This window comes from Psychrosphaera sp. F3M07 (genome assembly GCF_018860345.1).
Classification (GTDB): Bacteria; Pseudomonadota; Gammaproteobacteria; order Enterobacterales; family Alteromonadaceae; genus Psychrosphaera; species Psychrosphaera aquimarina.
The window spans coordinates 38342-63038 of record NZ_JAHKPJ010000004.1 but is presented as its reverse complement, the minus strand read 5'-3'; the positions used below and the strand labels follow the sequence as shown (position 1 = coordinate 63038).

Here is a 24697-nt window from a genome sequence, read left to right as displayed (position 1 = left end):
GCTTACTAGCGCTTAAATGGCTAAGAAATAGCCAATAACTCAAATGTTTGGAGGATATATAATTCGTTGAAAGCTAGATAAAAATTCATTTTTTTATCTAGCTAAGAGTTAAGGTAATTATCTAACAAGCCCTGTAACTTTTTCACATCAATGGGTTTAGATAAAAAGTCGTTCATCCCTGCATCTAAACATTTCTCGCGTTCTCCATTTAAAGAATTCGCGGTTAGGGCAATGATAGGCACTCTAGGGTTTAATACATTCGAGTTGGGAGCTCTCACTTGAATTGTTGCTTCGATCCCGCCCATCACCGGCATTTGACAATCCATTAAAATGAGATCAATCGGCATCTTTTCAAGAATCTTCAAAGCTTCAAGACCATTGCTTGCTACTAAGGTCTTTATGCCCAACTTTTCTAACAAACCAACCGCGACTTTCTGATTTATCAAGTTATCGTCCACAACCAATACTTGAGCATTATATCCTGTTATTTTTTTTGCCTTATGTAATGAAGTAGTCTCATCATTTCCATTTATATTGATAGCCACTAACAAATCATATAACGCAGTTTGATCAATAGGTTTACTAATATAGCAATGACTACTCTGTTGGTTTTTAACCTTTTGATAATGCCCTTGAGAAGTAAGCATAATTAAATTTAAGTCCGCATTATGTTTGTCTTTTTTTATAACTGACGCTAAACCTAATCCATATATTGTCGACATTTGTGTATCAACAATTGCTATTTGGTAAGGTGTTTTATTATCTGATGCGGCACGTAATTCATTTAACGCTTGTTCACTTCCCTCAAATAAGGTGAAGTCGACTTTCCACTTAGTAAGTAACTGGCCTAACATTCTTCTCGTTGTTTTATTTGGTTCCACAACCAAAACTCTCAATCCGACCAAATCATCGTATTCATGTTTCACTAAAGAACACTTAGCGCTAGAAAGGGTTAAGATAAACCAAAAAGTTGATCCCTTATTAATTTTGCTCCTAACGCCGATTTCGCCTCCCATCAACTCGACCAATTTTTTACAAATGGATAGTCCTAAACCGGTTCCACCATATTTTCTTGTTGTTGATTCATCGGCTTGAGTAAAACGTTCAAACAAGCTGGATTGTTGCTCTGTACTTATCCCTACCCCGGTATCGTTTATTTCAAAAAGAAATCGAGATGTTCCCCCATCACTTTCTAGCAACTGACAATCAACCGAAATCTCACCTTCATCGGTAAATTTAATGGCGTTATCAATAAGATTATTAAGAATTTGACGTATACGACCTGAGTCCGCTGAAAAGTAAGTATGTTCCAATAGTACCGCAGGGCAAGTTAAATCAATGCCTTTTTCTTCCGCTCTAAATGCAAGATCATTGCTCACATCAAATATTAACTGGCTTAGGTCAAAATCAGAAAACTCAAGTTCCATTTTGCCTGACTCTACTTTTGAATAATCAAGAATGTCATTAATAATTGTTATCAAAGACTCAGAGCTACTTTTTACGACTTTGGCAAAGTTATATTGCTCCGGATCCAAATCAGAGCCTAACAACAATTCCGTCATGCCTAACACACCATTGATGGGAGTTCTAATCTCATGACTCATGTTAGCAAGGAATTGTGTTTTCGATTCGTTTGCAACATCGGCTTGTTTTTTTGCTTCTGCTAGACTGGTGATTATTTCTTTTTGATGCGTAATGTCAGTACGGATAGATGTGAAACCACACAAAACATTGTCAATGTCATACAGAGGCACTATCGTAGTATCAACCCAATAAAAATGGCCATCTTTAGCTCTGTTACATACTTCGTCATGCCAATACTCACCTTGTGATACTTGGTTGAACATTTCGCGCCAATAGTCTTTAGGCTGCTGATTGGAGTTTAAGATTCGATGATTTTTTCCTATCAGTTCATCTCGGCTATATCCGCTAATGGCACAAAACTTATCGTTAGCATAAGTGATGATACCTTCGATATCGGTAACAGATACTAATGAGTGTTGATCCATCGCCGTTTTCTGTGCCGCTAAATCTTTATTGGCCAATTCCGCTTGCATTTTAGCTTCCGCTAAATGAGCAATAGTTTCTTTCTGATGGGTGATATCCGTCCGAATAGAGGTAAAACCATTTAATTTATTATCTATGTCATAAAGCGGGACTATTGTTGTATCTACCCAATAAAAATGACCATCTTTAGCTCTGTTACATACTTCGTCATGCCAATACTCACCTTGTGATACTTGGTTGAACATTTCGCGCCAATAGTCTTTAGGCTGCTGATTGGAGTTTAAGATTCGATGATTTTTTCCTATCAGTTCATCTCGGCTATATCCGCTAATGGCACAAAACTTATCGTTAGCATAAGTGATGATACCTTCAATATCGGTAACAGATACTAATGAGTGTTGATCCATCGCCGTTTTTTGTGCCGCTAAATCTTTGTTGGCATTGTCTGTGAGTATATTCGCTTCAATTAAATTTTTTGCGTTCTCATTTAATTCTAAATTTTGTGCATTTAAAAATTTTAACAAATCTTCGGTTTCAATACGGGCTAATACCGTCTTCAAAATAACGCCTATATTAGTCATAACTTGCATAAGTAGGGCTTTATAAACAGCTGAACATTCTTCTAACCAGCCAATTTCTATCACTCCCAGCGTGTCACCTTCAAACGTTATTGGCATTAATGAAATGTGTTTTGCGGTTGTATTAATTAAAGCAGAATTAACGGTAAGTTCGTCAGATGCCCCTTTACTAATATGCATATATTGCTGAGTTAATGCACATTGCCCTATTAATCCTTCGCCTAAATGGATTTTTTGTACTTTATTTGATGCTGGTGATAAGTATGCATAAGTACCGACTAACCTTAAGATCGCACTTTCATTAAGGGTATCTTGATCGGTATAACTGTTTTCAATTGAATTAGTTGCGTCTTTTTGTTTTATATACAAAACCCCCACAAGACCATCAACTTTAGGAACCAAGTTATTAAGTAAATCATTAGCCCATTCATTAAGGCATACATAACCTTGCAGGTTTTGTAAAATAGCCGATGTATTACTTAAAACCCAATCTTCATCTGCAAGCTTCTTAGCTTCATTTTGTATCTGTAAGTTCCGTTTCAATAATTCATCGGATAATGATTTTACTGAACCGCTCAGTTGATTAACCTCATCAAAGTCGCTCTGCGTTGACTCAATGTTCAACTCACCATCGGTCATTTTTTTAATATTGCGTTTAACGCCGTCTAATGAGGTTTTAACTGACCTAATAGACCTCACCCCAACATAAACTGACATCCCAAAACCAGTGGTGATTAAAAATATTAGTAGCCATTTTAGATAGGACAACCGACTCTGACTGTCAGCATATTGTTTAACTCTGTTATTTTCACTTTCAATTAAATTTTCGATTAATACTTTAATTTCAGATGCTAACGGTATTGCTTTAGTATTTATCCGTTCTGTGACGTCAGTTAAATATCCGTCATTTGTGTTATTAAATACTTTAAATTGTAAATCGATAAAAGCCTCTCTGGCGCTTTTCAGTTGAGCGTACGCAGAAAGCAGCTTTTTGCTTATTGAACGTTTGTTAACGGCAATACTTTGAAATAAAACTTCACTTTTTTTCCAGTTTTGCTCAAAAATATGTTGATGCTGTTTATCACCAGAAAGGGCAAATGCGTTGATACTTTCAATACTAGCAATAATAAGTGTACGAACTTTCGTTAAAGTGGCCATCCTCTTATCTCTTAAAACAGAGGCTCCTAATTCACGCTCGATATTAATTACATTAGAATGTGCATTTAATAGAATATCGCCTTGTTCCAAAACCTCGTTAACCAGGGTTTGCGGTATAACTAAACTAGATTGGTTATTAACAATGGTTTCAATTTCATTGGTATGTCGTTGAAGTTGATATAATGAATTTTTTATATCATTTATTGAGTCGCGGTGAGTTGAATCATTATTTGTGTCAAAATATAATTCTAACTTATTTATATTGTTTACTACTTCAGCTTCCCAGATATTGTGACTATCTTGAACAAGCCTTGCACTCTCTAATTTATCTAATGTATTACGCCAGCTTTTTAAGCTTGCCATATAATGAGTAACACCACTAAGTAACCTAAAACTAGACTCAAGGCTTGGGTTAACAATGTATTCAACTTTTTGTTCAGAAAATTTATTGGTTGTTAGATGGTTTAATATTATTAAAGATGAGATGATAACGACTAACAAGAAGAAGGTGTAAGTGGATTTTAATTGTTTTGATAATGAATTAAATTCAAACATATTTCATACAGCCCATTTATTCACCTAAACCCTAATATCTTCCCTAGAATTATTAGTTTAGTTCATACAACAACTCCTTACCTATTTTTTTTACTACACTCAAACTACGAAAATGACCTGTAGGCTATTAGTATTTAATCTATTTTAAAGTGAAACTCATGATCGAAAAAAACAAAAAAATGCCAGCTATTCGCTGGCATTATTTAACGTTTAATTTCAATAACTGATATCAATTACCAAATTTTCACACGGTCTTCTTTTTTCAAGTAATGGCCATCACCTTCTTTAACACCGAAAGCTTCGTAAAATTCAGGCATGTTTTGAACAATGCCATTTACGCGATATTCACTTGGTGAATGAGAATCCGTTTTAAGACGTGTTTGTAACTCTTTATCACGATACAAACGACGCCAGATTTGTCCCCAACCTAAGAAGATTCGTTGCTCAGCCGTATATCCATCAAGTACCGGAGCTTCTTTACCATCAAGTGACAAGAAGTAAGCTTTATAAGCGATAGTTAATCCACCTAAATCGCCAATATTCTCACCTAAGGTTAAATCGCCATTTACAAACTCACCAGGGAATACTTCGAACTTGCTATATTGCTCTGAGAACATTTGACCACGAGCATTAAATTGCTCTTTATCAGAATCAGTCCACCAGTTACGTAAATTACCATCACCGTCGTACTTAGCACCTTGGTCGTCAAAACCATGTCCTAATTCATGTCCGATAACCGCACCGATGCCACCGTAGTTCACTGCATCTTCAGCTTCTAAGTTAAAGAATGGAGGTTGTAAAATAGCAGCAGGGAATACAATTTCGTTCATAACTGGGTTGTAATAGGCATTAACTGTTTGTGGCGTCATGTGCCATTCGTTGCGATCAATAGGCTTACCTAATTTGTCCAACATATTTTGCATTTCCCATTGGTTGTAACGCATGTAGTTACCAACCAAATCACCCGCTTTAATTTCTAAAGAAGAGTAATCTTTCCACTCATCAGGGTAACCAATCTTAGGTACAAATTTAGATAATTTATCCAATGCCGATTTCTTTGTTTCTTCACTCATCCATTCAAGGTCTTGAATGCCAACTTCGAAGCCTTTGATTACGTTTTTAACCAACTGCTCCATGCGTTCTTTCGCTTCAGGTTTAAAGTGCTCCGCGACATATAATCGTCCCAATAATTCACCTAACACCGAGTTAACGCCATTAACGGCTTTTTTCCAACGTGGCTGTTGTTCTTCTATACCGCGTAAATCTGTACCATAAAAGCTAAAGTTACGATCAACAAACTGTTTAGACAATTTACCACTGTATTCAGACACTAAATGCAGAGTTAAGTACTCTTTCCAAGTGTTTACGTCTATGGTATTAAATATTTCACCAAACGCTTTTAAATACGTGTTTTGTGAAGCAATTAAGCTATCAATTTTATCTAAACCCGTTGTTTTTGCATAAACTTCCCATGGGAAATCACCCATGTATTTAGCAAATTCTTCAGTGCTATATTTGTTATAACGTTTATTGGCATCGCGGCTTTCAACTCGTGACCACTGTCTTTCAGCAATTTGAGTTTCTAGTGCTAAGATACGAGTCGCGGCTCCATTGGCATCTTCATAACCTGCCATTGTTAACATATCAGTAATATAACTTACGTAAGCAGCACGGTTATTAACTGATTTTTCGTCATCTTTTAGGTAGTAATCACGATCCGGTAAACCTAGACCCGATTGCACTACATATACAGCATATTGGTCTGATTTTTTTGCATCATTGTTAACATACCAACCTAAAGGTCCATTAACACCAGCGCTATAAAGGCCGCCAATTAATGAAGCAACGTCGTTATGTGTTTCCACTGAATTAATCTTTGCCACTAAACCTTTTAATGGTTCAAATCCATTTTTTTCAGCTTCTGACTCATCCATAAATGAATTATAAAAATCACCTAATTTTTGCTCGTCAGAACCTGGCTTATTATTTTTTGCCGTAGAAGCACGCTCTATAATCGTTTTTAGGTTTTGTTGTGCATCGTCATAGAGTTTTGTAAACGAACCATAGTTAGATTTATCCCCTGGGATCTCTGTAGTATCTAACCATTTACCATTGGTATGACGATAAAAGTTGTCGGTCGCTTTATAGCTTTTATCCATATTTTCAAGCGCGATGCCTGACGTTAACGCTTTAACTTCAGCTTGCTCAACTTGAGAATCTTGTTTTGGCGAACATGCCGTTAACGACAGCGCTCCAATACTAAGAGCAACACTGGCTGCAATTACACTAATTTTTTTCATGACTATTCCAAAATGACTGGTGGTAGATTGATTGACTAAATTCCGCTTTAACCAATTATCAATATTATTATTATAATTTTTAACAGTTGTTATAAGCGCACGACTCACTGTTAAAAAGACTCAATTAGATTACGGATTGTTACATTAAAGTCAACGCTAGCAATCCTTGCTTACAATTTAAATCGACTATCGTTTAAATTCTTTGTAACCATCTTTAAACACTTCAAATAAATGGTTTAAATTTTCAGCAATGTTAACCTCACCAACTTGTTTAAATATTTCAGCGGCAACTTCCACCGTGCTCAAATGATGTTCATGATAAGCCTCACGTAATTGATAATTACCTTTAGCGATATCAGACACTTGCAATACTGGCAAATTTGACAAATATGGCGACTTCACAAACATCTTTTTCGCTTGACGCCATGTGCCATCTAAAAAGATTAACAAAGGACGCTTACCTTGCAGTTGCAGTGAATCTGGAACTTGTTGTAATTGACGTTCAGGCTCTACATTATCGTGGGGGAAAACAATTATGGGATACCATAGTTCATTCGTTAATAGTTGCTCAAGTGTCGACTCCAACTCCGTCCTTTGCCAACGAAAAGCATAATTGTCTTTGATCACCGCGCAAATTAATTGTCCGGTGTTAGAAGGTTTATAATACTCAGCATGGTACATCAGCATACACACACCGATATCCGACTCTAACTGCGGCACTAAATCACAAACACATTTACTTTCTGCTAATAAACAAGATTCACATCGTTTTAAAAGATAGCCGCGAGCTTTAAACTCACGAGTTGAAAACTGGCGTTGATAATCGCGTAAAACCCTTACTGAATTATTTTTAAAGCCGACTGAATCTTTGATATCCGGCTTATCGCCCTGCTCTAAATTGGTATTATTTGTTGTCATCCGCTTCTTTATTTCGTTTGTTAGCTTCGTTTTGTGCTGATTCAAATAGCTCATTGGTATTTTCAATATATTGCTCTGTGGATATTGGCGAACTCACCAACATACTCGAAGGTAAAACTAACGCATACGCCATTGGGTATGGTTGAACTTTACCATCGCTTTGAGCACTAAAATGAAACAACGCAGCAATCGAAACCACCAATAAACAAGAAATAACCGCAATGCGTTTTAAGCTCATATTACTGGCGAGATAAAAACAGCCACTAAAGAAAATCACCATTAATACAAATTCTACTATGTCGGCACCTACCGTTACTAAACCAGCGTCACCCCAGTTAAATAATAGTATCTGACCAAACGCGGTGGTGATCTGCCATGTCACAAACATCGCAAAACTAAAGACAACCGCAGTAAAAAATTTAACTTCTTTCTTAAATACTCTCGCTGACAATGCAATTAACATAGGGACTAACATTAATGCGATAGTCACTAACAAAGCGGTGGCAGATAACTTACTCCAGATGATCTCCGTCACAGACGATAAATATGATTTAATTATCGTGCTCGAAAAGAAGACTAATGCAGCCAACAGTGCTAAATACCATTGATTCATATGTCTTGCTACGTCTTCAAACACGTTAAGCTTTTTCGTTTGAGTGATTTCATGATTCGGCAACAAAATACGGATCAGATGTTTACCTATGGTGACCACATCCCCCGATTTGAGTTGAACTTTTGAGCCTAACACTTTGTTTTTACGGTCTCGGATGCCATTAACCGAATCATTATCAATTAAGGTGAGCTCACCTTCTTCTGAATATTCTATTTTGGCGTGATACGGACTTGTATGTTCTTCTTGTAGTACAAGATCATTGTCGTAAGCTCGCCCAATCCTGATCGTTTCGCCAGACAACTTATGAAAACTTTGCACTTTGTTATTACGGGTGATCAATTCAATAATTAATTCCATTGAACATTCTCCATAAACTTAGCATAAAAAGCATGAGCCGTTTGCTGGGTTACCCCTTGCAAAAAGTATTTACCAATAAGGGTTTGGTTATCCTTTTCGAGCAACAAAGAATGAAAACGTACATCAAATAAACCTTCATATTTACGATACGCTCGAATACATGTCATGCCTTTTACCACATCTCCGACCGCATTATTCATAATGCTTTCATTACAATGAAAATCCGTTACATCATCGCTGCCGGCATTGTTTCTTCCGTAACGACTGTTTAGGTTTAATGTATACAAATGACTTAATTGCATATTGTTCAGCTTGTCACTTTCAATCCAATTAAAGCCGATTTGAGCGAAGCCTGTACGTAGTGAGTCACTAATATAAATGCTTTCATCCAAACGACAGTTTGACGTTGCTTGGTTGTATTGTTTCTTCTCTTGGTCTTGGTTTGAATCACCCCAACAAGGCATAAATTTAGACATTTCTTTAGGCACTGTTGCACCACCTAAAGTGCTTGATGGCCATTCACCTTTTAATAATTCTTGGTATAAATCGGTTTGGTTTTCTATTAATTGGTCGCGGATGTCGGCAATTAAATCAGGGGCTGTTTCTACTACTCCCGACTCATCTTGATTCACAAGGTTATCGAGTTTTTTCTGTTTTTTTATTAACAACCATAAGCGTTCAACCGGCACTAAGAATCCAATTTGATTACCTGCAGTAGCCACATTAATACCAACCACATTGCCAGCTTGATTAACCGTTGGCCCACCAGACATACCTGGGTTTATTGACCCAGTGAAGTGAATACGTTGGTAAAAGCTTTTTAATTGCACACCATTATATGTACCAGGAACGACGATCATTCCAAGATCATGCGGGTTACCTAACGCAAATAAATCCGATCCTTTTTCTGGCTCTTGCTCTGACAATTTAAAAAATACATCGCTGTTTGCATTACTTGATAACAAGGCAAGATCATTAATCACATCTACCGCAACCACAGACACACTACTCGTGCGCTCTTGATCATCGACATATTCTAACTTGTATTGTTCTGGTGACTGCACATAACTAGAAATGACGTGATAGTTAGTGACTAAATCACCACTTGCTGAGATGAAAAATCCAGTGCCTATTGAGGATTTCTGTCCTGACTCTAGATTAATAGACTTAATCTGAACTAACGCTGGGCTAAAGGTGGTAAATAACTCATTAGCATCCTGTGCTACTACGGCTTTGGGTATTAATAAACATACCATTACCATTAAGCTACATAAGCCAATTCGTAAGTTTGTAACACTTATTTTTTTTGTATTATTCAATTAAACAAACTCCATTGGGTGATACCCATTCACAGTTTTAAACGATGAAAATAAAAATGCCGCTCTTACTTAAGAGCGGCATTAAATACGTATTAACTGTTATCCATAAGGTGAACCATTAAGATAGTTTTTCAGTTAAAAATGCAGTTACTGACGCTAATGCAGTGTCTACATTTTCTGGTTGTGTGCCGCCAGCTTGAGCCATGTCTGGACGACCACCACCTTTACCACCAACTTGTGATGCAACGTGGTTAACTAAGTCGCCCGATTTTACTTTGCCAATTAAGTCTTTAGTCACACCAGCAATCAAACTAACCTTACCGTCATTGACGGCAGCAAGCATGATAACAACCGAACCTAGTTTATTTTTTAGTTCATCCACCATACCGCGTAATGATTTAGGGTCGACCGCTTCAAGATTAGCGATTAAACATTTAACACCGGCAATGTCTGTGACTTTTTCAGTTAAATTACTGCCTTGTTCACTGGCAATTTTTTCTTTTAACTGGCGCAGTTCTTTTTCTAAAGATTTGTTTCTCGCTAACGATTGCTCAACCTTTTCAACTAATGAACTGGCTTCGCCTTTTAATAAACTTGCGGCGGTATTAATGGTATTTTCCGTCGCATGTAAATGCGCTAATGCCGCCATGCCGGTCACGGCTTCAATACGACGAACACCAGCTGCAATACCAGCTTCTGAAACAATTTTACATAATCCTATATCGCCAGTACGCGATACATGTGTTCCACCACAAAGCTCAATAGAAAACGCCCCCATACTAACCACACGCACTTCATCGTCGTACTTTTCACCAAACAATGCCATTGCGCCTTTTTCTTTCGCTGCATCAATTTGCATTAGTTGCGTGGTTAAATCATGGTTTTGTTGAATTTGCTCATTCACTAAACGTTCAGCTTGTTGTAATTGCTCTGCTGTTACCCCCTCGTAATGAGAGAAGTCAAAACGGAACTTATCGGCTTCAACCAAAGAACCTTTTTGCCCTACATGCTCACCTAATACTGTGCGTAACGCAGCATGTAATAAGTGAGTCGCTGAATGGTTTTGTTTAATCGCATCACGGCGTGCGGTATCAACCATAGCATTCACACGAGAATTAACCGTTAACGAACCAATGATCTTACCGTAATGGCCAATAGCATTACCCACTTTTTGAGTGTCTGTAACCGTAAATTCTGCCACTTCATTATCAAGCACACCGTGGTCACCGGATTGACCACCCGACTCCGCATAAAATGGTGTATTGTCTAAGATCACAATACCTTCGTCACCGTCACTTAACTCGTCGACTGATTCGCCATTTTTAAATAACTCAATTACGGTCGCAGAATATTCTAGATTGTCATAACCTTTAAAATCAGAGCTATGTTCAGTCTTTACTTGTTCATCATAATCAGCACCAAAGTTAGATGCAGCTTGAGACTTCTTACGCTGAGCCGCCATCTCTGTTGCAAATGCATCTTCATCAATCGTTAATTCTTTTTCACGAGCGATATCAGCCGTTAAGTCCGCTGGAAAACCGTAGGTATCATATAACTTAAATACGAGTTCACCTGGAATTTCAGTACCTTGTAACTCAGCTAACGACGACTCTAACAACGCTAATCCGCGTTCTAATGTTTTAGCAAATTGAACTTCTTCAATGCGTAACATCTTCTCAACAACAGCTTGTTTTTGGGTTAATTCTGGGTATGCTGCGCCCATTTCTTGCACTAATGTTTTTACTAATGAGTGGAAGAATAAATCCGTTGCGCCTAGTTTGTTACCGTGACGAATAGCACGACGAATTATACGTCTTAATACGTAACCACGTCCTTCGTTTGACGGCATGACACCATCAACAATTAAAAACGAACATGAACGAATATGATCGGCAATAACGCGAAGTGATTTATTTTCCAAATCCGTCACGTTTAATAATTCAGCCGTTGCTTTGATTAGGTTTTGAAATATATCGATTTCGTAGTTTGAATGAACGCCCTGCATAATCGCAGCAATACGTTCAATACCCATACCAGTATCAACTGAAGGTTTTGGTAATTTATCCATTGTGCCATCAGCAGAACGGTTAAATTGCATGAAAACAAGATTCCAAATTTCAATAAAACGGTCACCGTCTTCTTCAGGCGATCCTGGAGGACCACCCCAAATATGTTCACCATGATCATAAAAAATTTCAGAACATGGCCCACACGGACCCGTGTCGCCCATTGACCAGAAGTTGTCTGATTCATATTTTTTGTCTGGAGACTTGTCACCAATACGAATGATCTTTTCTGCTGGTACGCCTATAACGTTATTCCAATAGTCAAATGCTTCATCGTCGGTTTCATAAACAGTAACCAATAACTTGTCTGCTGGTAGTTTTAACACTTGGGTCAAAAATTCCCACGCAAAACTCATGGCTTCTTGTTTAAAATAATCACCAAAACTAAAGTTTCCTAACATTTCAAAAAACGTATGATGACGTGCTGTATAACCTACATTTTCTAAGTCATTGTGTTTACCACCAGCTCGAACACAACGTTGTGCAGATGTCGCACGTGTGTAAGGTCGAGATTCTGCACCTAAAAATACATCTTTAAACTGCACCATGCCGGCATTGGTAAATAACAACGTTGGGTCATTGCCCGGAACCAATGAACTAGAAGCAACAACTTGGTGTTGTTTGTCTGCAAAAAAATCAAAAAATGCCTGTCGTAAACCGGCCGTCGTGTTATACATACAATAATACCTAGGTTCTAATATCTATTTACAATACTCTGGATTTACCAATCGTCCGACTGGCTATCCATCGAGTATTTTATTTCATCGGGGTTAAATCCCCGATACGACATATAGCGATAACGTTTCGCTTTTTCTTTATAAAATTTGTCTCTGCCTAATTGTTTTACATCCATAGGCTTTTCAGCAAATTTACGCTGATAAGTGGATTTGGCCTGTTCAAACCAATCAATTTCTAACGATTCAATATATAAGACAATCTCGTCTGTTTTTAAACCGTGCTGTTTTAATTCTTGCTGGATTCTTTGGTTGCCCAGTCCCATCGCCACTTTGGTACGAACAAACATTTCCATGTACCTTTGTTCGTTTAACCAATCTCGGTTAATAAAATCTGTTATTAACGCGTCAATCAATTCCGGTAATTCACAAACCTTTTCTAACTTAACTTTAAAGTCATGTATTGAATAATCTCGTTTCGCTATCCAATACAAAGCTCTCGCTCTTAACTTAGCAGGATCAGTTATTAGGGGGATTGTTTTTTGAAACTGATTCATCGTCTGTTACTGATTGATTATCCGAGTTATGGTCTTTCTCTATTCCATCTTGTGACGCAACATCTTCATCAGCGTTTACGTCTTTAATAACTGCCTCGTCATCATTAACCAGATTATCTGTTGTCACTGTGTGTTCAGGTTGATAAATAGATAAAAACATCTGATAAAAAGACAACACGCTTACAGAATACATAATCAACCAGCCCACCAAAATAACAGGCATGCTAATCAAGGCTAAAACAAAGATGATCAAACCATACAACGTTAATGGCATAACGTTTATCCAACATGCTTTAAAACTTTGTTTTACCAACGTCATTACATCGGTCTCTGGCGCTATCCAAGCCGCAGGTAATGCAAAGGCCAACAGCATAAAGTTCAACCATAACAAAGCCAATAACAAGATCACGCTGCCAAAGTCGAACATCTCGCCAGCTAATAAACTTTCTTGCACACCAACGGCTACTTGGGTCATGGGGATACTTAATACGATACTTACAAAAGCTAAACGAATAAAAACACGATGACTGCGTATATGAGAAAGGTAATAAAATATATCTGCAGGAGTTATTTTCTCCCCCTGTTCCGCTCTTGATGCACATTGATAATATCCGGCGGATAAAAATGGCATCATAAACACCACTACGATACCTAATATTGCATTTAGGTTGGCTAATAAGCTAACGCAGATAATGATGGCACTCATTGCCATAAATGGACCTGGTTGTAAGGTAAATAAACGCCATCCTTGTTTAATCCAAGATAAGGCATTTAGAGTATTTGATTTTGTTACTACAAGTTGCATAAACTCTTCTTTAATTCCGTAATTCAACTATCAATTCAAAATGATGTTTATTTGGTAATGGTATTCTGTAACGAAGTGAGCAATCATACCTTATTAACTATGGAATTCCATCGTTGCAAACCACAATTTCAACAACTATTTGAACAACTAATTAAGATAACTTGTGACTAATAATAATAACTGGCAACTAATTCACTCTCTAACTGAAATAAAACCTGAATTACTCGAGTTGATTTTTTCATGTTCTGATAACCCTTTCACGAGTCTAGATTTTTTACTTGCGTTAGAACAAACTCAGTGTATTGGCGGTGATTCTGGTTGGATACCCCATTATTATTTATACACAGAGGAGCAAACCTCAACTGAACAAACTCAAGTCCCTGCCAAGTTTGGCTTATTTATCAGTTATCTAAAAACACACTCCTATGGTGAATATGTATTTGATTGGGCCTGGGCCGAGGCTTATCAACGTAATGGATTAAATTATTACCCTAAATTATTAGCCGGCATTCCGTTCTCACCTATACCGTGCAACAAATGGCTAACAAACTCGTCAATTTCAGAGTTAGAGGCGTTTCAAAAGGTGAAAAACAACGCGGTAAATAAATTTAACGTCAGTGGTAGTCATTATATTTTCCCTGCCAATCGTTTAGCGCACAATGAGCAATGGATTGAACGTGAAGGTCACCAATTTCATTGGTTTAATCAAAACGAAGACGGAACTTTATTAACTAGTTTTGAACAATATTTATCTTTAATGATGGCGAGAAAGCGTAAAAATATAAATAAAGAGCGTAAAAAAATACACGATAGTGGTATCACCACAGAATGGCGCAATGGTAAAAACGTATCAACTGATGAATTAGAGACTTTTTATCACTGTTACCAATCTACTTATTACAAACGCAGACAAACGGGTTATTTAAATCTGAAATTTTTTCAGCAGATCTGCGCTACCATGGCATATAAGGTTCAAATCCTATTTTGTTTTCGTGAAAATAACATCATAGCGGCGGCACTTTATATACGATCTGATGATACACTGTATGGGCGTTATTGGGGTTGTATAGAAGATAATGAGGCATTGCATTTTGAGGCTTGTTATTACCAAGGTATTCAATTTTGCATTCAGCATAAAATAAAGTGTTTTAACCCTGGCACTCAGGGTGAACATAAGATTTCGAGAGGGTTTAAACCAATTACAACCTATTCTTATCATCAAATAGAATTAGAACCATTTCATGACGCGATTGAACATTTTTGTAAACAAGAAAAGCATCATAACAAAGCTTACATGACTGCTTGTGACGCTAGGCTTCCGTTTAAGTCATTAGATCATACTTAACGGTTAAAAACTTAACAGATCACCGTCAATTTCAGATTGGATTTTATAGGTATTTTCTAATTCACTTTGCCACTTAACAGACAAGGCATGTAAAGCCCCATTTTTTTTGATTGCTAAATAACGAGCCTTTAGTTCCTTAACCATTTTCATATCCGTCTGCTTTTTTGACATCGCAATATAGTTGTTGGCTTTGTTTAGAGTGAAAATGGGTTTTATCACAGAAGCATCTTCATTTAATTTACGAGTAATAAACGTCAACCCTTGGTTTTCAAACGCAATAATCGGGAGTCGCCCCATTAATAACAATTTTACATTTTGTTCATGCTGGGTAACTGAAACTAAATTGACAAATCCCTGATCGATTAACCACTCTTCTCTTACGTCACCACGGACAACACCAATCATTGGAAATTGTTTTAGCTGTTCAATGGAGTCAATGTGAATATTAGAGTGTTTTAATGCATAGGCTTGCCATTTTTTGGTCGCAACCGCGCCTATCCAGTGATATTTATCTTCTCTTAAAGCCGTACGAGAAAACGCAAAAAAGACGATATTCGACTTCTGATCCGCAATATTCAACACCCGAGCTTCAGGCACAAATTCAATCGTGTAGTCGTTTTCAAAATCAGTGTTTTTTACTAAAAGATTAAATATATCAACAGCGTAACCTGTTGGCACACCTTGTTCTGAAATGTAGCTAGAAGGAGGCTCCATAACGGTTAACACTCTTAAATTTTCAGCTAGCGCTGTAAATGAAATGAATAAGAATATAACCAAATAATATTTCAATGGAACCTTCTTTATTATCTTTTAGTGACATAAGAAGTGTAGTCTTGGTTCTGAGTAACCCCAAATAGCAGTACAACGATTATTAATATTTGAACACGTACATTTGCCACTTCCATTTAATCGCAGCTAAACGCAGCAATAACACCGCCGAAAATGCAGAACCAATTGCTAAGTCATGATGGAAAGGAATAATAAGGACATATAAACTAGCCCCCACAATACAACACATAGCGTATAACTCTTTTTGTAATATCATAGGTACTTCATTGGCTAACACATCTCGGATCATGCCGCCAAAACAGCCAGTCATCATCCCTAAAATAATAGCAGTCACGTCTGACACCCCGTAACTCAAGGCTTTACTTGTGCCCATAACAACAAATAATGCCAATCCAATGGCATCGGCAATTTCGAGTGCTTTTTCTGGTATTTTTTCTGAATAATTTAACCAAATAATGGCAAGGATTGAGGCAGTAATGATCACGTATATATAATTAGGTTGCGTTAACCAAAACACAGGGGCGTCCAATAATAAATCTCGAACCGTACCTCCGCCAATAGCAGTAACCGCAGCAAGTACTAACACACCAACCCCATCCATTTTACGTTTATACGCCATAATGGCACCTGAGATCGCAAAGACACCGCATCCAATCAGATCCATCATATAAACCATGTCCATGAAAACTAACCCCTAATCTTTAATATGTTGTTGATCTTGTTTTGTCTGTTTCTCGTATAACTCATTATCTTTTATATATTCTTGCCAGAGTTTTAGTTTTTCAAAATAATCGTCCCAAACACAAGGACAACAACTGCCACCGCCACAACATTCATTCGGGGTTGGTTTATCTGGTTTTTCCATAATTGATGTCTCAAGATGGTAATAAAGAGAATATATAAGAAGCTGATGGAGGATTATAGCGTTTTATCGTATTTGCGGTCTTTGCTTTTCTCGTTCAGAAAACCGTTATTTTCAATATCCGTGCAATTAAAAATGGTTTCGACCTGTCCTATTACACATATCAACTGCATTTAGTTTGGAGTCAAAATGAATTTACGAGCAATATTACACATTATCGCCATTAGCTTAATGGCGTTTAGTTTTGCTAGTTGCAGTAACGAGACCAAAACAACATCAAAGCTGTTGATGGATTCAGAGTTAAAGACTACACATATTGAAACTGTGGTATTTGGTTTAGGCTGTTTTTGGGGAGCAGAAAAACGTTTCTCTCAATTACCTGGTGTGGTTGACGTTATATCGGGTTACGCTGATGGCGTTGGCGTGAATGCTGATTATAAAACCATTACACAACGTAAAAATAGATTTAATTCAAATAATCACGCAGAGGTTATACAAGTTTCATACAATCCGGATCAAGTATCGCTTACAGTATTACTACAAGACTTTTTTGAACAACACGACCCAACACAATTAAACCAACAAGGTAATGATATTGGTACACAATACCGTTCAATTATTTTAGTAGCAGATCAAGCTCAAATTACGTTAGCTGAAAACGTTGCGGCACAATATCAAACGTTATTAACTGAGGCTGGGTTAGGACAAATAACCACTCAGATAAAGTTAATCGACACTTTTTATCCTGCTGAGGAATACCACCAAGATTATTTAGTTAAAAACCCTAACGGTTATTGCCCAGATCATTCAACTGGTGTGGTGTTCTCTCCTGCTGATAAGGTAGAAAAAAAAGACAATAGTCCTATTCTAACCGGGCAACATATAGTGGTAATAGATTCAGAGTTTTGTCCTTATTGCGACAAGTTTAAATCGGATGTGAGCAATGATTACCAAGGCAGTATTCCAATGCATTTTCGCCGCGCATCACAACTTGATGGGTTAACAATCACCTCACCAACTTGGGCAACACCAACCATATTATTTATGGAAAATGGCGTAGAGAAATTTGGGATACAAGGATATGTTAATGCAACTCAGTTTTATAAAGCGTTGGGTTATTTCAAGTTAGGCAACAGTGAAGCATTTAATGTGGCGTTTACGGAAGGTACAGACTCTCGTTTTTGCAAACAATACGAGATCTTTAAAAATACCCCTGATGGTTTATTTATCGACAAGGTTTCTGGCGCAGCCTTATTTGATACCCGTGATCGATTTGACTCAGGTACAGGTTGGTTGTCTTTTACCAAAGCCATTGATGACTCGGTCTATTACAAACAAGACAATCGTTTTGGCATGAAACGTTTGGAGATCCGGGCAAAAAAATCAGATATTCATTTAGGTCATAAATTTAATGACGGTCCAAACGGACAACCTAGATATTGTATCAACGCAACTGTTTTAGAGTTTAAAGCGCGTTCTTAAGGTAATTCGTTCTCATTAAACCAAGTAAGAACGGGACACGTTTATAAAAAAAGGCGGAATCTAATCCGCCTTTTATTTAATCCGCTTTGACACGATTTAAAATAATCTGAACTAAACTATTTAATTCCTCATCTTCGCACTTTTGGTGCCCCATAAACCAGGCAAACAAATCTGGGTCTTCACAAGCTAATAAACGCTGAAAAATTGCTTTTTGATGTGTTGAAAGCGCATCGTAAGCATCATCAACAAAAGGTTCTAACAATACATCTAATTCCAACATACCACGTCGACAAGCCCATTTTAATTTAGGTTTTGAATCTAAGATGAACTTATTGCCACTCACATCAACATAAACTACTTCTGCTTTTGGTTTTTTATCTGTCATTTTGTCTCTGAGCCATTATGGGTCTAATAAATAGTTAACTCGCCAATAATAACAAACTTCTGTAAAAAGATTAGCGATAATATCGGAAACTACTTGAGCTTTAGCGATTTATCCCCATTATTAACTGTTCTAATTTATTAAATTTTAAGTTTTATTAAATGTCGACTCAAAATATTACCCAATTAACTGATTTTTCGGTGATCAAACTTACTGGTGTTGATGCAGTTTCATTTATGCAAGGTCAAGTGAGTTGTGATGTCACAAAACTGGCAGACAAAAAGATCATGCCTGGTTGCCACTGTAATGCAAAAGGCAAAGCATGGTCTACGTTCATCGCAGTCCAACATGAGTCCGACATACTTTTAGTGTTAACCAAACAAAGCGCTGAGATTTCATTAGCCGAGCTAAATAAATACGGTGTTTTTGCCAAGGTTGATATCACAGATGAAACTGACAATTGGTTTATATATGGCTCAGATCAAGTAATAAATGCGGATATTAATATCCCATTAGCTGAAAACCACTATATTCATCTATCCCAGCAAGAGATAACGGCCACAGCCAGTTCTGAAACTTGGTGGAAAACAGAAATCTTATCAGGACGAGCTCATCTATATAGCGCCACGTCTGGGGAATATGTTCCGCAAATGATCAATTTGCAGGCATTAGATTATATTTCCTTTAATAAAGGCTGTTATATGGGACAAGAAATGGTTGCTCGTATGCGCTATTTAGGTAAAAACAAACGCGCTTTATTTATTGCTAGCTCTGATAACATCGAATCGGTAAACATAGGTGATGATGTTTACCGAGAATTAAACGGTAATAAACGTTCGGCAGGCAAAATCATTAATTTTTGTCACGCCAACAACAATACCTATTTACAACTTGTATTGTCTAATGACACTGATTTAGCTGATCCAATATTTGTAAGTCAAACAACGTCACACTCCTTATCATTAATGGCATTGCCATATTCTTTAGAACAAAGCTAACAAGGTTTACCCATGAAAATCGCAGACAAAACAGTAGTAAAAATGCACTATTCAGTACTAGATGGTGAAGGTAATTTAATTGACAGTTCGTATGAAGGTGAGCCATTAGAGTTCCTTCACGGTACTAAGTATTTATTAGAAGACTTAGAAAACGCGTTAAACGACAAAGCGGCTGGTGACACATTTGAAGTATCAATCCCTGCGGATAATGCCTATGGTCAACGTATTGATGGTTTAGTACAAAAAATTGAATCTAAAATGTTTACAGAATTTGAAGTTGAAGTAGGTATGCAACTTAGAGCGGGCACGGATAATGGCGAACAAACAGTAATCGTTATCGACAAAACCGACGATTACGTTACTGTAGATGGCAACCATCCTCTTGCTGGTATCGATCTTAAATTTGACGTTGAAATTCTTGACGTACGTGCCGCCACGGAAGAAGAACTTTCTCACGGTCATGTACATAGCGCTGGCGGTTGTGGTCATTCACACTAATAACGTATTTTAAAAAGGATGCCAGTTTTGACTGGCATTTTTTTTGCCCCAAATTTAATAAAATCAATATAAAACGACTATCCTCTTCATTTATTTCAATCTTTGTCGATAAAATGATACAGAGTTTTGTCGAGCATTTTATTATGGTAGAAAATAGTCAATGAAGTCATTTTGGTTACGATTAAGTTTACGTTGGAAACTACAGATTGGTTTCATGGCCATTGCTATGTTCACCACTTTTTACAATCGTTGGATTGCTGCCAATGAACTAACCTTATTTATTGATACCGTTAAATCAAATACCAATGATCAAACCTTATTAACCGCATTAAATCAGCACTACGAAACATTTTTGGTAAATTCTATTTGGGATACATTACTGCAATTTACCGTACAATTTTTTATCATTGCCTTTATCGCCAAAATTTTTGTGGGGCCCATTATCAGCCTTATCCACTCTTTAGAAGCCGTTGAAGAAGGTGACTTAACCCAAACGGTTGTTGTGCATTCCAAAGATGAGATTGGTGAGCTTGAGCAACATTTTAATCTAATGTTAGAAAAGCTAAATTCTATTTTAATTAATGTTGAACGTTCTACTGTTCATATGGGGCAATCTGCATATCAAATCGCTGCCATTTCAAAGGAAATAGAAGAAATGAGTGAGGCTGAAAAAGCCAAAGAAGACGAGATAACCCATGCCACCAGCAACGTAAAACAGGTAGCATTAGAAGTGCAAAACATTGCAGCCGATGCCAATCAAAAGTCTGTCGCCGTTGAACAACAAGCACAACTGAGCTACCAATCATTAGAGCAATCAATTGAGCAACTAAATCAAATGTCGGTAGATATCTCATCAACGTCTGGGCAAGTTGAAGAAATCGTCGAATTTAGTAAAACCATAAATTCACTGCTCACAAACATAAAAGACATTGCCTCACAAACCAACCTTTTAGCCCTTAACGCAGCGATTGAAGCCGCGAGAGCTGGCGAACAGGGCCGAGGTTTTGCGGTGGTAGCCGACGAAGTAAGACAACTCGCAGTGCGTTCACAAACGTCTGCTGAGCAGATCACCAACATACTAACTGAGTTATCTAATAAAGTTGAAGTCGCTCAAGGTTCAATGAACAACCTTGTACAACAAATAGATTCAAGCCAAACACAAATTACTGAAACCGCTAATGTTGTGTCCGTAATGCAAAAAGACGTATTAGATACTTCTGAGTTAAATCAAAACATAGAAACCGCCTCTGTTGAGCAAATGAAGAGTTTTGATGATTTAAGTCAGCAACTTGATTCTCTGTTTAAAACCTTAACTGAAAATGGCATTAAGATTAGTAACTCAACCAATATATCATCAACATTAAACGAGCTGACCTCAAGTTTACATAATCAATTGTCTGGGTTAAAAATAAGCAAAACGTCGCAACCGTTGAACAACCAAACCATAACCCAATGCAAACGCAGCAGCGCACGAATCAAAGGGCACAATCTTATTTCGATCGTGGGTGACTTTGGACGTGTTGAAGGTTTATCAAAAGACATTAGTGAAACCGGCCTTGGTATCATGACTACTCAGGTATTACCGGATACCAAACAAGCCCATATTGAAATCAAGATCCCAAAAAGTGAACTGAAACATTACAAACAGCAAAGTCCAATTGTGATCCCTGCTGAAATTGCATGGCGTCGCCAACAAGATGGACAACACCTTGCAGGCCTTAAATTTACTTCCATTAGTGAAGAACAAAAGCGGGCAATAAAAGAAAGCATTCAGTTTTATAGTTGATGCTAATCCTCATAAAGAGTTGGTGTTACTTTACGCTCGATTAAGTTATTATTTTTAAGCACTCTATGGAGATTATATGTTTAAACTGATTGGATTAATTATTTGCGTCGCATCAATAGCGGTTGTTGCGGATGCACAAGGCGGTGTTGGAATGTACCTCGACATACCGGCGTTAGTGTTATTATTTGGTATCACCTTAGCGGGAATGATTGTAGGTTATGGTAAACAAAGTATTTACTACTTTAAGTTAGCCGGAAAGGACAAGATACCGTCTAAAGATTTATTACCCGCGTTAAACTTTTTTAACTATATTTCCAGACTGACATTTTATTCTAGTATCTGCGCTTTTTTTATCTCGTCGATTGTTATCTTAATAAATATTAGTGAGTTAACAATGTTGGGGCCTGCGATTGCGATGACTTTATTGAATATCATCTATGGCTTAATTTTTTCTTTTATCATCATTCAACCTATTAAACATAGCATATTGCTCAATCGTTTAAAAGCCGATGCCGAAGCGACTGCGAGTACACAAGGAAAGTAAGATGAATAAATTAATTGGTTACTTATTTTTCATATTAACTTTTGCAGCTGTGTTGATGTTAAATGATTACGCTAGTTTTCTAATCGACCTCTATAGTCTGTTGTTGATCTTTGGTTTGGTATTTGGCGTAATGTTTTTAAGTTATGGAACTTTTGCATTTAGTGCATTCAAATATATTTCACAGCCGGTCACATCACAAAAAGAGTTCTTTTTGGCGGTTTCATTCTTTGACCATTTATCAAATACCGCAATCATTGCGGGAATTTTAGGTACCTTACTTGCTCAGTTAGCATTACTGTCAAACATGGAAACCTTACCGGAGTTATTTCCGGCCACCGGCATTAGCTTGATTAGCTTTATATACGGTTACTTAGTATCAAAGTTTATCTTTGAGCCATTGAAACAAAATGTTATCCGTAATGCCAAAATCGGAAATATAAATGGCTTAATTCAACTGCACATTGATCAAAACAATTCGCTACCAAATGGTTTTGTATTAATGGGGTTTGCCGCTGTGATTGGGAATTTTGTTCTGCTGTTCAGTTCGTTTGGTAGCATGTAATCAAACAAAGATAAAAGTATCGTGGTAACTGGATGAATGAAGAGGGGTTAAACAAATTCCCCTCTTATTTTGTCGTCAAGTTATTGTATTGATGTTTATGCTTCTATTAACCCAACACGAATTGCAAATCTGACCAATCCTGGTACATCTCTAATATCTAATCTATCCATAATGTTAGCACGGTGTGCCTCTATCGTTTTTACACTTAAAAACAGTTTTTCAGCGATATCTTTGGTGGAATGCCCTTCCGCTATCAACTGTAAAATATTCCGTTGACGTGAGGTGAGTATATCAAGCGCATCCACGGCCCCTTCTTCGCCATTTTTAATCTTAGTCACAATGTTTTGATCGATATCTGGGCTGATATACATATTGCCATTTAAGATATCTTTTAAGCCATCCTGCAACTCATCTACCGCTGCATCTTTTAACATATAGCCGTCGGCACCCGCTTTTAATGCTCTGATCACATAAGGTTCATTATTGTAATGAGACAACATCAAAACTTTAATTTCTGGAAATTGGTTTTTAATCGCATCGACCGCTTCTAGCCCATTCATTTCAGGCATTGACACATCCATCACAATTAATTGAGGCTGTGTTTTTTTTACAAAATTAACAGCCTCGCGCCCATTTGCAGCTTGGTATATTTTCTCTTTATCAATAAATGGGAAATTTTGGGTCAAACTGATTAAACCTTGGCGTAACAAGGTATGATCATCTGCAAATAAAATACTGTACTTATTCATAATTAGCCTTAACTATTAGCCAGCGCAGCTTCTGCTGTTTTTAACCGGCGTTCCAACTCACTAATTAAGCGAATTAGATTCTCATGTTCTTGTTTTATGGAACTGATATCTCTCATACTCGATACCAATCGTTTCGCTCTGCCATTATCGTCTCGTTCGATCACACAACCACGCTCGACCAACCATATCCACCCATTAGCTGAGTCAGAAATTCGATATTCAATTTGATAGTTATTTTTACCACCATGAATTAATGACTTAAAGTGTCCCAAAAATATGCTTTTATCATCGGGATGTAACGAACGTATAAAAGATTCAGATTGAAAATAGATTTCATCTGATAACCCAACGGTGGCATTTTTGTTAATTCGGTTAATCGTATTATTAACGATATCACAATCTAATACTTCGTCACCTGTCGCTAACGATGCAATGTTTAAAATTTGTTGTTGAACTTTAATTCTTTCGTAATATGAACGTCGTCGTTTGTTTAATGAAGATTGATAATACAGATAAACAATCACAAAAATGACCGCCACAAATATATAACTTACCCCTACCAACTTTTGTAACAAACTTTTTGGCTCAGCATGTATATTAGCGATGAGCTGTTGATAATCTTGAGTATCAAGTTGTATTTTTTCGGTACTATCCACGCGTGTTAATGTATTTTGATCTATTAACCAAGTACCATTATTTGTCAGCAAATACGTTTGTCCATTAGTTGATTCAATCGACTTATATATTTGACTAAAGCCCTGCTCAACACTTGCGCTCACTTGAACGCAAAATC

Annotated in this window: 21 protein-coding genes; 7 read left to right on the top strand and 14 right to left on the bottom strand. The window is 37.2% G+C overall.

All coding sequences use genetic code 11. The features are described from left to right. Nucleotides 1-101: 101 nt before the first annotated feature. The 8 genes from KO505_RS01775 to KO505_RS01740 all read right to left on the bottom strand — a co-directional run bounded on the left by KO505_RS01775 (nucleotide 102) and on the right by KO505_RS01740 (nucleotide 13907). A complete protein-coding gene (locus KO505_RS01775; protein ID WP_216053728.1) occupies nucleotides 102-4298 on the bottom strand; it encodes a PAS domain S-box protein in 4197 nt (1398 codons plus the stop codon). Nucleotides 4299-4531: 233 nt separating this feature from the next. Further along, on the bottom strand, nucleotides 4532-6598 hold the full coding sequence (locus KO505_RS01770; protein ID WP_216053727.1) for a M13 family metallopeptidase: 2067 nt from the start codon (nucleotides 6596-6598) through the stop codon (nucleotides 4532-4534). Nucleotides 6599-6784: 186 nt separating this feature from the next. Beyond that, nucleotides 6785-7516: a tRNA-uridine aminocarboxypropyltransferase gene (locus KO505_RS01765; RefSeq protein WP_216053726.1), complete on the bottom strand. Its 732-nt coding sequence runs from the start codon at nucleotides 7514-7516 to the stop codon at nucleotides 6785-6787. Continuing rightward, nucleotides 7503-8486, bottom strand: coding sequence for an FHA domain-containing protein (locus KO505_RS01760; RefSeq protein WP_216053725.1), 984 nt, complete (start codon nucleotides 8484-8486; stop codon nucleotides 7503-7505). The genes KO505_RS01765 and KO505_RS01760 overlap by 14 nt, the downstream gene beginning before the upstream one ends. Then, the gene (locus KO505_RS01755; RefSeq protein WP_216053724.1) at nucleotides 8477-9805 is read right to left on the bottom strand and encodes a serine protease; all 1329 of its coding nucleotides are present in this window, start codon (nucleotides 9803-9805) and stop codon (nucleotides 8477-8479) included. Before KO505_RS01755 ends, KO505_RS01760 begins: the two co-directional genes overlap by 10 nt. A 118-nt stretch (nucleotides 9806-9923) precedes the next feature. After that, nucleotides 9924-12548 carry an alanine--tRNA ligase gene (gene alaS / locus KO505_RS01750; protein WP_216053723.1) on the bottom strand — a complete coding sequence of 875 codons (2625 nt, stop codon included), beginning with the start codon at nucleotides 12546-12548 and terminating at the stop codon, nucleotides 9924-9926. A 44-nt stretch (nucleotides 12549-12592) separates the two neighbouring features. Next, on the bottom strand, nucleotides 12593-13102 hold the full coding sequence (locus tag KO505_RS01745) for a regulatory protein RecX (RefSeq protein ID WP_216053722.1): 510 nt from the start codon (nucleotides 13100-13102) through the stop codon (nucleotides 12593-12595). Next, complete coding sequence (locus tag KO505_RS01740; protein ID WP_216053721.1) at nucleotides 13065-13907, bottom strand: hypothetical protein; 843 nt, start codon at nucleotides 13905-13907, stop codon at nucleotides 13065-13067. The genes KO505_RS01745 and KO505_RS01740 overlap by 38 nt, the downstream gene beginning before the upstream one ends. A 163-nt stretch (nucleotides 13908-14070) precedes the next feature. Between KO505_RS01740 and KO505_RS01735 the strand changes: the two genes are divergently transcribed. Then, on the top strand, nucleotides 14071-15252 hold the full coding sequence (locus tag KO505_RS01735; RefSeq protein WP_216053720.1) for a GNAT family N-acetyltransferase: 1182 nt from the start codon (nucleotides 14071-14073) through the stop codon (nucleotides 15250-15252). A gap of 3 nt (nucleotides 15253-15255) precedes the next feature. Here the strand turns inward: KO505_RS01735 and KO505_RS01730 are convergent, their stop codons facing one another. From KO505_RS01730 to KO505_RS01720, 3 genes are all read right to left on the bottom strand, one after another. Beyond that, the gene (locus KO505_RS01730; RefSeq protein ID WP_216053719.1) at nucleotides 15256-16041 is read right to left on the bottom strand and encodes an ABC transporter substrate-binding protein; all 786 of its coding nucleotides are present in this window, start codon (nucleotides 16039-16041) and stop codon (nucleotides 15256-15258) included. 82 nt (nucleotides 16042-16123) lie between these two features. Further along, nucleotides 16124-16708, bottom strand: coding sequence for a trimeric intracellular cation channel family protein (locus tag KO505_RS01725; RefSeq protein ID WP_252731586.1), 585 nt, complete (start codon nucleotides 16706-16708; stop codon nucleotides 16124-16126). Between the two features lie 27 nt (nucleotides 16709-16735). Beyond that, entirely contained in the window at nucleotides 16736-16906 is a 171-nt protein-coding gene (locus KO505_RS01720) for an oxidoreductase-like domain-containing protein (RefSeq protein ID WP_216053717.1), read from the bottom strand. A gap of 186 nt (nucleotides 16907-17092) precedes the next feature. Between KO505_RS01720 and msrA the strand changes: the two genes are divergently transcribed. Next, on the top strand, nucleotides 17093-18385 hold the full coding sequence (gene msrA, locus KO505_RS01715) for a peptide-methionine (S)-S-oxide reductase MsrA (protein WP_216053716.1): 1293 nt from the start codon (nucleotides 17093-17095) through the stop codon (nucleotides 18383-18385). Between the two features lie 76 nt (nucleotides 18386-18461). Here msrA and KO505_RS01710 read toward each other — a convergent pair whose 3' ends face one another. After that, a complete protein-coding gene (locus KO505_RS01710) occupies nucleotides 18462-18770 on the bottom strand; it encodes a succinate dehydrogenase assembly factor 2 (protein WP_216053715.1) in 309 nt (102 codons plus the stop codon). A gap of 158 nt (nucleotides 18771-18928) precedes the next feature. Between KO505_RS01710 and KO505_RS01705 the strand changes: the two genes are divergently transcribed. From KO505_RS01705 to KO505_RS01685, 5 genes are all read left to right on the top strand, one after another. Further along, entirely contained in the window at nucleotides 18929-19765 is an 837-nt protein-coding gene (locus tag KO505_RS01705) for a folate-binding protein YgfZ (protein WP_216053714.1), read from the top strand. 12 nt (nucleotides 19766-19777) lie between these two features. Further along, nucleotides 19778-20263, top strand: coding sequence for a peptidylprolyl isomerase (locus KO505_RS01700; protein WP_216053713.1), 486 nt, complete (start codon nucleotides 19778-19780; stop codon nucleotides 20261-20263). Nucleotides 20264-20423: 160 nt separating this feature from the next. After that, entirely contained in the window at nucleotides 20424-22049 is a 1626-nt protein-coding gene (locus KO505_RS01695) for a methyl-accepting chemotaxis protein (protein ID WP_216053712.1), read from the top strand. Between the two features lie 76 nt (nucleotides 22050-22125). After that, nucleotides 22126-22593, top strand: a complete 468-nt coding sequence (locus KO505_RS01690; protein ID WP_216053711.1) for a hypothetical protein — start codon at nucleotides 22126-22128, stop codon at nucleotides 22591-22593. A 1-nt stretch (nucleotide 22594) separates the two neighbouring features. Next, nucleotides 22595-23155 (top strand): hypothetical protein, encoded by a 561-nt coding sequence (locus KO505_RS01685; protein WP_216053710.1) that lies wholly within the window; start codon nucleotides 22595-22597, stop codon nucleotides 23153-23155. Between the two features lie 95 nt (nucleotides 23156-23250). Here KO505_RS01685 and KO505_RS01680 read toward each other — a convergent pair whose 3' ends face one another. Together KO505_RS01680 and KO505_RS01675 are read right to left on the bottom strand one after the other, a co-directional pair. Beyond that, nucleotides 23251-23904, bottom strand: coding sequence for a response regulator transcription factor (locus tag KO505_RS01680; RefSeq protein WP_216053709.1), 654 nt, complete (start codon nucleotides 23902-23904; stop codon nucleotides 23251-23253). Nucleotides 23905-23912: 8 nt separating this feature from the next. After that, a complete protein-coding gene (locus KO505_RS01675; protein WP_216053708.1) occupies nucleotides 23913-24683 on the bottom strand; it encodes a PAS domain-containing protein in 771 nt (256 codons plus the stop codon). Between the last annotated feature and the right edge of the window lie 14 nt (nucleotides 24684-24697).